The organism is Caulobacter sp. GW821-FHT11E11 (genome assembly GCF_058808315.1).
In genome coordinates this window covers 237,721-251,468 of the sequence record NZ_JBXARO010000008.1, presented here as the reverse complement: position 1 = coordinate 251,468, position 13,748 = coordinate 237,721, and the positions used below count along the sequence as shown (strand labels likewise).

Sequence of the window (13,748 nt, the reverse complement as noted above, 5' to 3'; positions counted from 1 at the left end):
GCCTTTGACTGGACCATAACCCGCCGATAGCATGAATGTTCATTTAATTCGCGGGCATCGTAAAAATAAAACGTACGGTCTTCTGTGTCGAAGTGGCGCGCAATACTCCGCCATGGGCCTTGGCAATCTCAGAGGAGATAAACAAACCTAGGCCCAACCCCTGTTTATTTGGTGTGACGTCGCCGCGAGAGAAGGGCTGGAACAGTCGCTCAAGCGTTGCGGCCGCAATGTCCTCGCCGGGGTTACTCACCGAAAGCTCGAACTCGCCGCGTCTATGCGTCGCCAACACGACAATTGGCCCATCCTTCGCGCCGTGGGTCAGGGCATTGCCTAAGAGGTTGGAGAACAGTTGAGCCAGGCGCGTGATGTCGCAGGCGATCGGATCGGGCACGGCCCAGGTGGTCTGAATCTCGCGATCGGGCCAGGTTGACCGCAATTCGGCCACCACCTGTTCGAGAATCGGTTCGACCCGTTCGGGACGCAGGCGCAGGGCGATGCCCCCGCCCAAGCGGCCGCGGGCGAAATCCAGGACATTGTCGATCAGGCTCGCCATGCGCAGCACCGACTGGTGCATCATCGTGCTGATCGTGCGCGCGCGCTCGTTGGCCGGATCCCGCAGCAGGATGCGGATGCCTGAATCGATCGAAGCCAGCGGATTTCTCAGATCGTGCCCGAGCACGGCGATGAACTGTTCTCGCAGCTCCGAGACGCGACGCTCGTCGAGCAGGGAGGCGGAGGTGTCGTCGTTAAGCTGTCGCAGGGCCGCATCGGTGGCGTGACGCTCGCTGACGTCGCGCAGGATCACGCTGGCGTAGGCCTGGGTCTGGCTCTGCCACCGCGAGGCCGACGCCTCGAGATAGCTGGTCGCGCCATCGGGGCGGCGCACGATCAGTTCCGTGCGCTCATCCTCCACGCGCCCGCCAATGGCGTTGCGCCAGACTTGCTCCCACGCCCGGCCGTCCTCGAACAGGGACGTGACGCTGGCGCCCACCAGACTGACGGCCTCGACGCCAAACTGGCGTCCGGCCGCGGCGTTGACGTGCTGGACGATGCCCGTCTCGTCCACGGTGAGGATGCCGTCGCGGGCGTTGTCGACGACGGCGGCGTAGCGGGCGTTCTGGCGCTCGCGCAACACCCGCTCGCGCTCAGCGGCCACGGTCACGTCGGTGATCTGCACGAAGGTGAGCGCGAAGGGCGGCTCGCCGACCGGGCCGACGACGATGTCGTGCAGCATAGGCCGGTCGGCGCGCGTTCGAAGCGGCAGCAGGCCAGGGTGCAGGGCGTGGCTGAGCAGGCGCGAGGCGCCGCTTTGCGCCGCGTCCCGGGCCGCGCGATCAAGCTTTGAGAGATCCGCGCCGGGGAACAGTTCGCTCAGCGTGTGGCCTAGCGCACGCGCCTCGCTAAGGCCGGTGGCGCCCGCCAGCCAGGCGTTCCAGACGGCCACACGACGCTCGCGGTCGAGGGCCAGCACGCCGACGTTCAAGCTGTTGAGGAGATCCCGATGCATCGCGCAATTAGACCTTGGCCGGCGCGCCGGTCGCGCGGTCGATGAAGTCTCCGATCAGCGCCTTCAGCGCCATCAGCGAGGGCATGTCCATCAAGAAGACGATATATCCGCCGAGCGCGCGACGCCGCATCGAAAAGTCGATGTAGAGCAGCAGCACGACTTCCGTCTCGGCGGCGGGCGACAGCCCCAGGAGCTCGGCCCCATGGCCGCGCACAACGTCAGGCAGGGACATCTTCAGCGTCCGCTCGAGCATGTTCGCCATGGTCGCCAGACAGGCGTTCAGCACCACATTGCCCGTTTCGGCCAAGGCTTCGTGCTCGAGTTCGGCGATGTCTTCCAGCGACAGGTCCGCGCCCGCCACGGCGCGCACCAATTCAAGACTCTTGGTCTCGGGGAAGATCAGCAGGGCCCGGCCGCTAATGTCGCCCTCAAAGCGCTGGTGCACGGCGATCAGGCGGTGCGGATCGCGCGCGGCGAGAAGCGCGGCGGCCTGGGCGCGGGTGACGAGCGCTAGATTCGGCACGGTCAGGTGGACTTGCTCTCCGACCATCGCGGCAAGTCCCGCGGCCGCGCGGCCCACGCCCATATTGACCAGTTCGACCAAGGCGTCGTGTTCGAGCGCGTCGAGCAGATCGTCGACCGGCGTCATTGCGCCGATGCCGCCCAGGACGTGAGCGCCCGCCGCAATGCCATGGCGTTTAGGCGCAACCACCCGGCCCGCGCGCTTAGGTGGTCGCGGGGCTTTGGGTCATGGCCGGCAGCCGGAGAATTGTGCGCGGGCGCGGGAAGGCCGATGGGCTGGCGATGGCGCGTTGCGGCGCCAGGGAGGCGCGGCGCGACCGGACGGTCACGACGGTAAAGGTGTGCATGAGGGGTATTTCCATGATCCGGCCGCCAGGATGGCGCTCCAGGATCGGAAGAAGAAGCCTTGGGCCGCCCGACGGTTCCGGCATCGGGCTGCGTCACGCGGGCCGTGACCTCAACCGCAATGCCGCACCGGAGATGAAGCCGCGCAGCGTGTCCGGCGTCGCGGGCTTGGCCACAAAGGTGACGTCGATGGCGCGCGCGGCGCTTATGATCTCGTCCTGGACATTGGCCGTGGCCAGGGCGAGCGGCATTTTTGGAAATTGTCCGCGCAAGGTTTCGGCCAGCGCCAGACCGTTTTGTCCCGGCATGTTGTAGTCGAGCACAGCCAGATCGATCGCTTCCTGATCAATCGTGGCGAGCGCTTCGACCGCGTCGGCCGCCTCAAGCACGGTCCAGTCTGGCTGCAGGGCGCAGATGGCCTTGCTCAGAACAATGCGCGCAAGCTTGCTGTCGTCGATCACCAGCGCCGTTACCGTCATTTGCGGCCTCTTCGTGGCTCAAGCGCCGTGCGCCGCAAACCATAGACCTCTGAGATGCGATGGCAACAAAGGGCGGACTTCGGCTTTCTTTGAGTGGCGCTTCGAGCGCTTCAGGGTGCATGGGCGTTGGTACCGCAGTCGAGCTAGAGGACGCTCAGCGCCGTGCGCGTGGCGCATCGAACCGTGCTGTCGCGCTGCCTTTGCGCGCGAAGCTCGAAGCGCTGCTGTTGACCGCCGAAGTCGCGTCGGGCGGGGCATGGCCGCCTCGGTGCTGCTCGTCAATGAAACGGGCCAGCGCCTGCGACACGGCGCGGCGCGAACCTGCCGCGGAGCTATTGTGACGCTATCGACGGCGTCTCAATCGGGCCGGCCGGAGGCTGTGGCGCGGCGGCGTTCCTGGGCCACCCCGTCCTAGGCCACCCTGTCCATGTGACTGACGTGGCGCGTGACCCTCTGTGGACCAACTTTCGGCATCTGGCGCTGCGCCACGGGCTGAGGGCCTGTTGGTCCAGGCCGCTCTCGACGCGGCGGCGCGGTCCTCGGTGCGTTCGCGGTCCATCACCATATGCCACGCAGCCCGACGCCGACGGCGTTGGACGCTATCGTGGCCAACGCCGTCGAGGGTGTGATCGTCGAGCACGCTCTTCCCTGCGATTCTGGCTCTCGGCTTGAGCGAGTGTCCCTTCCGTGGGTGATAGCGCCGAACCAGCGCCCGGCCACGAATTGCGAGCCGATCCGCCGCGTCGATTCAAGGGCGGTGTAGACGATCGACTCCCCCAACACACCGGTCGGGTCCTCAAACCCTGACCGTCGCCAACGAAGCAAGCCGTGACGCGCGCCTTCGCTGACGCCGAAACTAAGGACATGGCCGAGAAAACCCTCGGGGCGGCGCCGCCTTGCAAGGCGGCCGTCCCGCCAAGCCTCGCGGCGCCGCTCTCGACGCTACGTACTGTCAGGATGGCCGCTGGATGTTGGGCCCCAGGCTCGAAAGGATCTCCCGGGCGTCATAGGCGCGCGCGTCGCCGACAGGCTTTCGTCCCTTGTGCAGGACGATTTCCGCAAAGGCCTCGAACTTCTCGACCGTTCGCACCCGGGCGCGATCAGCAAAGAAAGGATCGCCCCAGAACGGGTCCCAGCTGCGCCAGCCGCCATAGCCGGAGCCATAGTAGCGCCAAGCCGGGCGCCAGGAGCCATAGCCCGCGCCATAGCCAAAGCCTGGCCGCATGAACGGGTCCTGTTCGATCGTGGTGCGCGCATCGCGGTCGGTTCGCCGGTCGGCGGTCTCGAACCAGTCATAGCCTTGCTGGGTCGTCAGCTCGGCCGCGCGATAGAGCAGGTAGCGCTCGACGGTTTCTCGCGATGTCATCGTGTTGCCCGCGAAGGTCACCCGATAACGGTCTGGCTCCAGGCGCAGATCCGAAAAGCCGCCAGAAGCGGTCTGGCCAGGCCTATTGGGCTGGTAGGGCGTGGCGGTGGCGCAGGCGGTCAGGCCGGCGGCAACAACGAGCATGCCCGCCAGAGCGGCGCGTCTGATCGTCATGAAGAGCTCCTTCAGTCTATACCGCAAGATACGCCCCAGAAGCTCGCCTGGATGCCAAAATCTTTAGGAAAATTATAGTGTTAGGTTGCCGACAGTTTTCGTCCGCCCGGCGCGGCGGCGATTTTGCAGGAGCCGGCGCCGGTTTCCTGCCCGGCTCCGCGGCGCGCCTGCGGCGACCCTCTAGCCATCGTCGACAGAACCTTCAACCGAGTGACAGCAAGCCTTGCAAGGCGCTAAGCTCGGCGGCCGCAGACGGCGCTGAGCTTGGCGATGGCCCGTCAGGCGCTTGCCACCAACGCCACCCAATATGACGCCTGGGCCAATCACGAAGGCGTCGTGGACATCGCCTGGGGAGACGCCGGCGTGCTCACCTGAGCTGGCCCGAAAGGGGCGGGCCGGCTGTCGTCGCCCCGGCCCGGCGCGGCTTTGGATCGCGATTGCTCCAGCGCAGCCTCGCCGCTGAGTTTGGCGGCGCTTGTACGATCGCCTTCTCGTCCGAGGGGGCTGCCAGATCACCGCCGCGCCTTGAGCCTCGCGCCTTCGTGGCGGGAAGCGGCCAAGGACATCCTGGGCCTTGAGGTGCAACGGCTTTTGGCGGCCGGCGTTGGGGTGATCCGAGTCCATGCGAGCATCCCATGAGTGACGTCGTCCTGCCGGCCCCCGGCCTCCACGGCGATGAGCCGGCCGCCTCGACAGCGAAGGGTCGCGCCGACCGCCAGGAATTGGCGTTTGTCGCCGTCGAGCGCACGCGCATGCCGATGGTGATCACCGACGCACAGGCGCCCGACAATCCGATCGTCCTGGCCAACAACGCCTTCCTCGAACTGACCGGCTATGACGCCGATGAAGTCTTGGGCCGCAATTGCCGGTTCCTGCAGGGCCCGGAGACGGCCTCGGGGGCGATTGCTGAAATTCGCACCGCAGTGGCGGCGCAGCAGGAGTGCACGGTCGAACTCCTCAACTACCGCAAGGACGGCACGTCGTTCTGGAACCGCCTGCACCTTAGCCCCGTCCAGGCCGACGATGGTCAACTGCTCTATTTCTTCGCTTCCCAGCTAGACGTCACCGAACGCCGACGCGCGCAGTCCCTGCAGATCGTCGAGCACCGGCTCTTGAGAGAAGTCGATCACCGGGCGATGAACGCCCTGGCGATCGTCCAGGGGATCGTGCGCCTGAGCCGCGCCGACGATCCGGCGCGGTATGCCGCCGCGATCCAGAACCGCGTCCAGGCGCTCGCCACCGCCCATGCCCTGCTCGGGCGCGAGGGATGGCGCGACATCCTGCTTGAGGACCTGCTGAAGGCGCTGGTGGGGCCTGCCGGGCACAGGGTGACCTTGATGGGCCCGCCCTTCCAGGTCGCCGCGACCCTCGTCCAACCGCTGGCGCTCGTGCTGCACGAGATGATCGCCAACGCCTGGCGCCACGGCGCCCTGTCGCAAGGCGCAGGACATGTGAGCGTCACGTGGCGCCACGGCGGCGAGGCCGCACTGGTGCTGTCGTGGGTCGAGACCGGCGGCCCCGAGCCGGCCATCAGTCGCCCCCCCGGCTTTGGCGCGACCATGATCGGCGCCATCATCGAGCGGCAGCTTCGCGGCCAGGCCCAGATGCATTGGCGCTCGGCAGGTCTGGCGGCCCAGTTCACACTTCCGCTCAACGTCGCCGTCGAACCGTTCGAGCTCACCGCGGCAGGTGATCCCAGGCCTTGAGGCTTCGTAAGGGGGCGAGCACACCTCGTCCGCTGCGCCGTACGCGGGGCGCCGAGGCAGCGCCTGTCTCGCCGTGCGAACCGGTTGTCGCGTCCTAGGCTTGATCTTGCCGCAGGGCCGAGAGCAGGCCTTCGATGGAGTAGGGTTTGTGAAGCAGGGCAAAGCCGTGATTGCCCTTCTCCGCCAGGACATGGCTGTAGCCGCTCGTCAGGATGATCTCCAGATCGGGCCACAGGGCGCGGACCTGCTGGGCCAACTCGATGCCGCTCATTCCCGGCATGACGACGTCCGAGAACAGGAGGTCATAGTCGCCCGCGCCCGCTTGCAGAACCGCGAGCGCCTTTGTGGCGTCGCCAACCCAGGTGACGGTCTGGCCAAGCTCGGTCAGAAGCCCCGCCGCAAATCGGCCCACGCCTTCATTGTCCTCGACCAAAAGGATGCGACGCGCCGGTAGGGTTTGGGGCGCCGGCGACGGTGAGGGAAGGGCGGCCTGCGTCGGCGCCTTGGCGCGCGGCAGATAGAGCGTGAAGGTCGTTCCGACCCCCTCCTGGCTTTCGGCGGCGATCTCGCCACGGGACTGCTTGGCGAAGCCGTAGACTTGGCTAAGGCCCAGGCCCGTACCCTTGTCCACGGCCTTGGTGGTGAAGAACGGCTCGAAGATGCGCTGCAGGGTTTGCGGCGACATGCCCACGCCCGTATCGGCGATGCTCAGGGCCACGAACGCGCCGCTGGCGGCGGCGTGCCCGCGCACCGGCGGCACCTGGTCGACCGACGACACCGACACCCGGATCGCGCCGCCCCTGGGCATGGCGTCACGCGCGTTGATGATGACGTTGAGGACGGCCGTCTCGAACTGACTGGGGTCGGCCTCGATCCAGAACGGCTCGTCGGGCAGCGCCATCTGGACATCGACGACCGCGCCGACGGTGGTGGCAATCATCTGCTCCAGGCCGCGAAGACGCGCCCCCGCGTCGAAGACTTCGGGCTGCAGCGGCTGGCGGCGCGCGAACGCGAGCAATTGGCCGGTCAGGACGGCGGCCCGGTTGGCGGTCTCGGCGATGGCCTGGACGTAACGCGCGCGCTTGTCCTCGCTCAGCCCTGGTCGCGTCAGGAAGTCCGCCGAGGCTCGGATGACCGTCAGCAGGTTGTTGAAGTCGTGGGCGACCCCGCCGGTCAGTCGGCCAATGGCTTCCAGCTTCTGGGCCTGGTTGAGCGCCTCGCGGCTGCGTTCCAGCTCTTCCTGGGCCGCCCGCCTTTCGGTGATGTCGCGCGTGACCTTGGCGAAGCCGACATGCTCGCCCGCGTCGTCGAAGATCGGGTCCAGCAGGACGTGCGCCCAGAAAACCTCGCCGGTCTTGCGGACACGTTGGGCTTCACCCTCGAACTTACCGGTGGCGAGCGCCGTGGCCAGGGCGTGGGCCGGCTCACCCCTTGCCTGGTCCTCGGGCGTGTAGAAGGTGGAGAAGTGGCGGCCGATGATCTCGTCGGCGCTGTAACCCTTGATCGCCTCGGCCCCGGCGTTCCAGCTTGAGACCAGACCCTCCTTATCGAGCCGATAGATCGCGTAGTCGCGCACCCCTTGCACCAGCAGGCGAAACTGCTGCTCGCTCTCGAACCGAGCCTGTTCGGCCGCCCGCTTGTCCGAGACGTCGCGCGTGATCTTGGCAAAGCCGATGATCGCGCCGTCCTCGCCCACGACAGGATCGATGACGACGTGGGTCCAGAAGCGCGAGCCATCCTTGCGCACCCGCCAGCCCTCGGCTTCGAAGCGGCCTTCGGAGGTGGCGGTCTCGAGCGCGCGCCTCGGCAGATCGATGGCGCGATCCTCGTCGGTGTAGAACCTGGAGAAATGCTGGCCGATGATCTCGTCGGCCGTATAGCCCTTGAACCGTTCCGCGCCCGGATTCCAGCTGGCGACGTAGCCGAGCGGATCGAGCAGATAGATCGCGTAATCCTTGACCGCTTGGATGAGCAGCTCGAAACGCTCGGCGTGCGCCAGATCGGTCAGGGCTTTGGGACGAATGGCCTTCACCTGCGAGCTCCACGGGCCTTGGACGGGGTCCGGCAGCGTGGGCGATAGCCCCGTAGGCGGTGATGCTATTTGGCCGATTGCCTGGGCGGGTTCAAGGCTTCTCATGCGGGGACGCGCGCGCACGAAGCGCCGCTCGCTCGCTAAGGCGGCTTGGACGCCAGATCGGATCGCTAAAAGGACGCCAGCAGCCCGTGAACTCGGAACGCGGATCGGCGTTTGGACGGGATGACACACCAAACATTCGATATCCCGCTCAACGCCGAACTCATCGATGGCGAAGTCGTGCTGACAGGCCCTGATGGTTTCAACGGGTCCCTGACCTTGGACGCTGCCCGCAAGACCCTCGAGCACTTGCAGCGCGTTCTGACTTCGGGGGACACACCGGCGCAAACCTACCAGAAGCCGCTCGGCTAGGCTCAGACGTCTGGCGACACATACCGCCGCTCGTCGAGGCTAGGAGATGTCGGCCAAACCTGCTGCCCGCAGAGTATGAGCGCCAAAGTCCTTTTGATTTTGGCGCAAGCGCTCAAGGGTGTGGCCGAGGTTTTGGTTGGGCATTCTCGGCTGAAGGTGTTCGCCACCGCTGGAGGCCCGCCAGAGGACGTCGCCGTGCAAGCGACTCACAAGGGGCGGGCCGGCCGGTGCTCGGTGCGGACCATGGCGGGACGCGCCGAAAACCCCGCGAACCATTCGCTCAAGGCTGGACGAGCCCGCCGCCATTCGCGGTCGGGCCAACGAAAATCCAGATAGCCCAGCAGGACGCCCACGGCGATTTCGCCAACGGTGCAGATTTCGGGATCCAGTCGTTCGACGTCCATCGCCTGGAGCGCGGCGGCCAGGGCCTGACGCTGGCGTTCCATGACCGTATCGGATCGCTCGTTTCGCGGTCTATATTCGTCTGCGAAGAGACGGCCGGCGGCGACGGACGCGCCATCGGCCAAGCCTTGAAGGCGCAAGGCGCGCCAGCGGCCAGCGCCGGCGGGCGGGATCAGACGGCGTTCGGGGCCGAGCGCGTCGAAATAATCGCAGATCACCGCGACTCGTAGAGACATTCGCCCTGATCCAGCACCAGGGTCGGGACCTTGGCCAAGGGATTGAGCGCCCGCAGGCGCGTGTTGGTCCAGGGATCGACCTCGATCAGGTCCAACCGGCCTGTCAGTCCCAACTCGTCGGCGGCGACGCGCACCTTCCGCGCGAACGGCGAGGTTGAGGCGTACCAAAGCTGCATGGCGTCCTCTCATCGTGACCTTGGCGGCGGTATATTTAGCCTTGGCTTTCATCGGCGTCAGCGCCCGTTTCAAGGCCTTATTGCTGCACAACGTAAGCTGGGGCGCCCTCAATCCCATGCGCCACCGAGCGGGCCGCACTTGCCAGGCGTGGCGGGCATCGACACCGGTCCGTCCGCCGCGCACGCCAGGACGCTGTTCGCGACTGGCGTCGGCGTTGTGACCCAGGCTACGCCCGATGGTCCGCGGGGATGACGGCGAACGCCTTCCTGTCGATGTTGCCGGGCCCGCCATCGGTGCTGGCGTCGATTACGCAAACTTACGCGGATGCTGGGCCATGTTGCGCTGGCGGACCGGTCACAAAACAACAAGACCCGTCGCGCCGAATGACGGCAAAGCTCTACAGCCCGTTATGGTCGGGACTGGGGAGTGGTCGTGGGATCCTTTACAAAACTTCTGGCCCTGGCGGGCGCCCTGCTGGTGCTCGCCCCACACCATGCCCAAGCACAGGCCAGCGGAGCGCATCAGTTCCAGGCTCCTGGCGCCCGGCTGTGGTACCGGGTGGCGGGCCCTCCCGGCGCCCCGCCCGTGGTCTTCCTGCACGGCGGACCGGGCCAGGGAAGTCAGACCTTCGCCAAGTTCGCCGGCCCAGCGCTCGAGCGCCATCTGCGGATGGTCTATCTGGATCAGCGTGGCAGCGGCCGCTCCGAGCGGCCCGCGGCGGCCTCGGCCTACTCGATCACCCGGATGACGGACGATGTCGAAGCGTTGCGCGTTCAGCTTGGCGCGCAAAGGATCGCCCTCGTTGGCCATTCGTTCGGCACGATCCTCGCCTTGGAATATGCCGCCCGCTATCCGGACCACGTTTCCAGGATGGTCCTCGCCGGCGCGGCGCCGGACATGCCGGCCCTGGCCGATGGGATTTGCGAGCGACTGGCCACCGTCGATCCGGCCGCCTACGCACGCGCGGTTAGCGCGCGATCCAGTGATGACGTCGCGAAATGCAATTTCATAGCCGCCTATCAGGGCGAGGCCAGAAACGCGTTCTTCCATCGGAACATGTACCCTGACCTCAAGATCGGCGCGCTCGTCGACGCTTCCGACCAAGCCGACGGCCTGGGCAACAGCGGCGAGTCGGCCAGCGCTCTGCTCGCCCAGGGCCTGACCGCCTACCGCTTCGATCGGCCGAGTGACATCAAGGCGCCGGTGCTGGTGATCGCCGGCGAGGCTGATTTCCAGACCGTGGAAGCGCCGCAACGCGCCTTGGCCAAGGCTCTGCCCCGCGGGCGAATGCTGACCTACAAGGGCGACGGCCATTTCATGTTTGTCGAAGAGCCGGAGCGTTTCGCCCGCGATGTCGTCGGCTTTCTGACGACTGGCCGCTAAAGTTCGCTCATCGGCGGCCTTGGTGATCGCGTTTGCAGGGGCCCACCCAGGCAGGTGCTCCTAACCGTGAGCGCCTCCGTTCTCCAGGTCGTTTCATGGGACAGGTGAGGCCTTTGCGCGCCTGCAGCGGTCGCTCTGGCGGTCGCGGTTCGACGCGCTTCGGCAGGTCGTGGAAGATCCCCGGGGCTAAAGGACGATCTAGTTCCGACTTTCTGTCCTCGCGACTGAGCGTCCAGTTCGTGGAGGGTGCGACAGGGTCCTCTCCTGGCGCTGCGCTGACAGCGACGCTGACTCGGGGAGGGCTCCTTAGGGGCGTCGAATGGCGAGTGCCTGCGGTTTCGTGCTTGCGGATGCGGTTTGGCGTCCACGCTGGCTGGCGGGGTCACCGGGGCGACGCAAGAGCATTGGCGGCTAGCCTGCATCTATGAGTTCAAGATCCGGAAAGCCGCGTTGCTTAATGGCTTCGTCGCCGGCCTCCCTTCAGGCGCCTCTCTGGAGCGTTGCTGCAGCCCTAAAAGGCCTTCCAGCGGGATGCATCGTTAAGGTTGCTCAACATCGAAGGCGCTAGGCGTCCCCCCAGATCAACAGCTCCAGCAGCTCTCGATCTTTGCAGACCCTTTTCCCCACCACGTAGCTAAACTCCACACCCGTGCCAGACTCCCCATCAGGGTCGTAGTCGGCTGGATCGTCGAGCCACGGATTGGAATAGCCGGAGGTAACGTAGAGCCACGAGGGACGGGTGCGCCCCGCAGAGGTTGGCCATGATGCATTCGGAGGTCGACTGACCGTGCAGCCAAAGCGTTTCCATCACCAGACATTCCGCTGCGCTGATCTTCATGGGCAGTCGCTCGACAACAGACGCCAACTTCTCAACCGGTGGGCGCGCGCAGCCCTGCGTCAACCGCGCCATTTGGGCTCTCCCGTTCGCTCATTTCAAGATTGGAGTGCACGGGCTGGCGTGCGAGACGCCTCTCCCACGGGTTGGCCGACGATCAGTTCGTGGTCCTCCTCCATCGCCAGCTTATCGGATCCAGTCACCAGGACCGTCGTTATCCGTCGCTCTTTCAACGCCGAGAGGATGGCTTTGCGATCGGCCGCATCCAGGCGCCCCATCACATCGTCGATCAGCAGCGCGCCGTAGCCTTCGTACAAGGCACGGGCGATCATCAGCTTCGTGCGCTCGGACGCCGACAGGTTGGCGCCGCCGGGCACGACAAAGGCTTCATAACGCATTGGCACGCTTCTAACGAATTCGTCCAATCGGGCGACCCTGGCACAGTTGATCGCTCTGGCGAGGTCGGGGTCGCGCGCAAAACCGGCGATGTTCTGGAAAAGCGTCCCGGCGAACAGTTCAGCCTCTTGCGAGACATAACCAAACAGCCCTTTGGCAGTGCTGGCCTCGATGCGGATACCGCCCTCGCCTCGCCAACTTATGTCGCCGCGTTGAGGCGACTCGCTGCCGATCATCAACTTCAAAAGAGTTGACTTACCGCTTGAGGGCGCGCCTCGAACCGCGACGCGCTCGCCAGCGGCGATCTTGAGGGTCAGGCCATCGAAGATCTTGGCCTCACCGACGCCATATGAGAAGGCAAGGTCAGTGATCTCGATCGAGACCGCCTCTCGGACAGCCAGGTCTGCGACGTCGGGCGTGGAGTTGGGCTCGGCGAGTACGTGACGCAAGCGCTGTAACTGGCGCGTACGCTTGGGCATACTAGGAAGAAGCATCCAGAGGCGCTGCGTGCAGAATACCAAGATAGCCGTGGCCGCCACGAGGATGGCAGGATGGCGCACAGGCTCAAGGAAACTCAGGGCATGGATCACACCAATCGTCGCGACGCTCACCAGGACCGATGTAGCGCTATCGGTAAGCTCCGCTCTTAATCCCGCAGCGAGCAGAGAGCGCCACGTCGATACCCATGCAACCTCGTCGCCAACTTCGCGCCAAAAGCTCCCCCACCAGCGCGGGCCAGAGGCACCGGATCGGGTGATAGCTTTTTTGAACCGTAGATTAATGTTGTCGATCCGCGGCCGCCGGTCCTTGCGGCGCGCCAGCAAATTAGCCGCTCCTGAAAGTGCCGTAGCGACCGGAAGTGCGATTATGGCGCTTCTCCAGTCGACCATCAGCAAGGCGATCACCCCGCAAATCGCGACGCAAAGGCGGCCGACGATCTCGATCCTCTCCTTCAGAATCTCGAAGCTCGTATCGCCAATCTCGCTCAGCCATTCGATTTGGGACCGATGTCCCTGAACGAGGCGTTCGGCAATGTCGCCCGACCAGATCTGTGTCGCTATGCCCAGCGAAGTGCGCCTGGCCACTCCATTGGCATAGGCGCGGCAAACGATGTGGCTCACTGCGCCAAGCGCCACGAGACCAATGGCGGCGCCGAGCGCGTCCCCTTGCCCACTGCCCGCGATCGCGGCGTCGATGAAAAGCGAAGCCGCCAGCGCCAGGATCGCAGGGATGATGTCCAGGACCCCGAGAAGCACCGCGGGACCAGGCCACGGCCTCCTGAGCGCTCGTCGGGACAAGGACGCGGCCTGGATGGGCTCTGTCCGCCTAGGTGCTAGCGCTGGCGCGGAAAACGACATGACCACGCCGCCATAGAGCTTCTCGAACTCGAACGGCGGCAGGACGCGCCGGCCAAAGGTCGGGTCATGAAATACCACGGCGCGGCGGGACACCTTGCTCACTACGACGAAGTGATTTTGGCGCAGGTGCGCTATGAGGGGCGATCCCAATTGCGCGAGATCCGATATCGGTGCGCGATAAGCCTGAGCTTGAACTCCGAATTCATTCGCCACGCGCAAGATATCGCTAAGGCGAGACCCTCTGGACGAAACACGAAATCTTTTTCTAAGTGCACCATCATCTTCTACTATGCCCTGCTCAGCGAGAACCATCGCCAAACACACGAGCCCGCACTCAGCTATTTCTGCTGAATAGTAGACAGGAAGCTTTGCGCGAGAGGGCATGCTGGGCGAATGTCCAAGAAGTGCTATAGACA

At 65.5% G+C, this 13,748-nt stretch carries 12 protein-coding genes; 3 read left to right on the top strand and 9 right to left on the bottom strand.

Going from position 1 to position 13,748, the window contains the following annotated elements; genetic code table 11:
- Positions 1-43: 43 nt before the first annotated feature.
- The 5 genes from AC1RR5_RS20760 to AC1RR5_RS20740 all read right to left on the bottom strand — a co-directional run bounded on the left by AC1RR5_RS20760 (position 44) and on the right by AC1RR5_RS20740 (position 4,393).
- A complete protein-coding gene (locus AC1RR5_RS20760) occupies positions 44-1,507 on the bottom strand; it encodes a sensor histidine kinase (protein WP_492924582.1) in 1,464 nt (487 codons plus the stop codon).
- 7 nt (positions 1,508-1,514) lie between these two features.
- A complete protein-coding gene (locus AC1RR5_RS20755) occupies positions 1,515-2,156 on the bottom strand; it encodes a chemotaxis protein CheX (RefSeq protein ID WP_492924580.1) in 642 nt (213 codons plus the stop codon).
- A 76-nt stretch (positions 2,157-2,232) separates the two neighbouring features.
- Positions 2,233-2,376: a hypothetical protein gene (locus AC1RR5_RS20750; RefSeq protein WP_492924578.1), complete on the bottom strand. Its 144-nt coding sequence runs from the start codon at positions 2,374-2,376 to the stop codon at positions 2,233-2,235.
- A gap of 93 nt (positions 2,377-2,469) precedes the next feature.
- Positions 2,470-2,853: a response regulator gene (locus tag AC1RR5_RS20745; RefSeq protein WP_492924576.1), complete on the bottom strand. Its 384-nt coding sequence runs from the start codon at positions 2,851-2,853 to the stop codon at positions 2,470-2,472.
- 952 nt (positions 2,854-3,805) lie between these two features.
- Complete coding sequence (locus AC1RR5_RS20740; RefSeq protein ID WP_492924574.1) at positions 3,806-4,393, bottom strand: CC0125/CC1285 family lipoprotein; 588 nt, start codon at positions 4,391-4,393, stop codon at positions 3,806-3,808.
- 635 nt (positions 4,394-5,028) lie between these two features.
- Between AC1RR5_RS20740 and lov the strand changes: the two genes are divergently transcribed.
- Positions 5,029-6,099 carry a blue-light-activated histidine kinase gene (gene lov / locus AC1RR5_RS20735; protein WP_492924572.1) on the top strand — a complete coding sequence of 357 codons (1,071 nt, stop codon included), beginning with the start codon at positions 5,029-5,031 and terminating at the stop codon, positions 6,097-6,099.
- 94 nt (positions 6,100-6,193) lie between these two features.
- Here the strand turns inward: lov and AC1RR5_RS20730 are convergent, their stop codons facing one another.
- Positions 6,194-8,131, bottom strand: coding sequence for a hybrid sensor histidine kinase/response regulator (locus tag AC1RR5_RS20730; RefSeq protein WP_492924570.1), 1,938 nt, complete (start codon positions 8,129-8,131; stop codon positions 6,194-6,196).
- 216 nt (positions 8,132-8,347) lie between these two features.
- Here AC1RR5_RS20730 and AC1RR5_RS20725 point away from each other — a divergent pair, with 216 nt between their 5' ends.
- Positions 8,348-8,545, top strand: a complete 198-nt coding sequence (locus AC1RR5_RS20725) for a hypothetical protein (RefSeq protein WP_492924568.1) — start codon at positions 8,348-8,350, stop codon at positions 8,543-8,545.
- A 206-nt stretch (positions 8,546-8,751) separates the two neighbouring features.
- Here the strand turns inward: AC1RR5_RS20725 and AC1RR5_RS20720 are convergent, their stop codons facing one another.
- Together AC1RR5_RS20720 and AC1RR5_RS20715 are read right to left on the bottom strand one after the other, a co-directional pair.
- Positions 8,752-8,991: a glutathione S-transferase C-terminal domain-containing protein gene (locus tag AC1RR5_RS20720; RefSeq protein WP_492924566.1), complete on the bottom strand. Its 240-nt coding sequence runs from the start codon at positions 8,989-8,991 to the stop codon at positions 8,752-8,754.
- A gap of 170 nt (positions 8,992-9,161) precedes the next feature.
- On the bottom strand, positions 9,162-9,359 hold the full coding sequence (locus AC1RR5_RS20715) for a glutathione S-transferase N-terminal domain-containing protein (RefSeq protein WP_492924564.1): 198 nt from the start codon (positions 9,357-9,359) through the stop codon (positions 9,162-9,164).
- Positions 9,360-9,945: 586 nt separating this feature from the next.
- On the opposite strand from AC1RR5_RS20715, the gene AC1RR5_RS20710 reads away from it, so the two are divergent.
- Entirely contained in the window at positions 9,946-10,743 is a 798-nt protein-coding gene (locus AC1RR5_RS20710; RefSeq protein WP_492924562.1) for an alpha/beta fold hydrolase, read from the top strand.
- Positions 10,744-11,676: 933 nt separating this feature from the next.
- Here the strand turns inward: AC1RR5_RS20710 and AC1RR5_RS20705 are convergent.
- A complete protein-coding gene (locus AC1RR5_RS20705; protein WP_492924560.1) occupies positions 11,677-13,716 on the bottom strand; it encodes a cysteine peptidase family C39 domain-containing protein in 2,040 nt (679 codons plus the stop codon).
- Positions 13,717-13,748 lie beyond the last annotated feature (32 nt).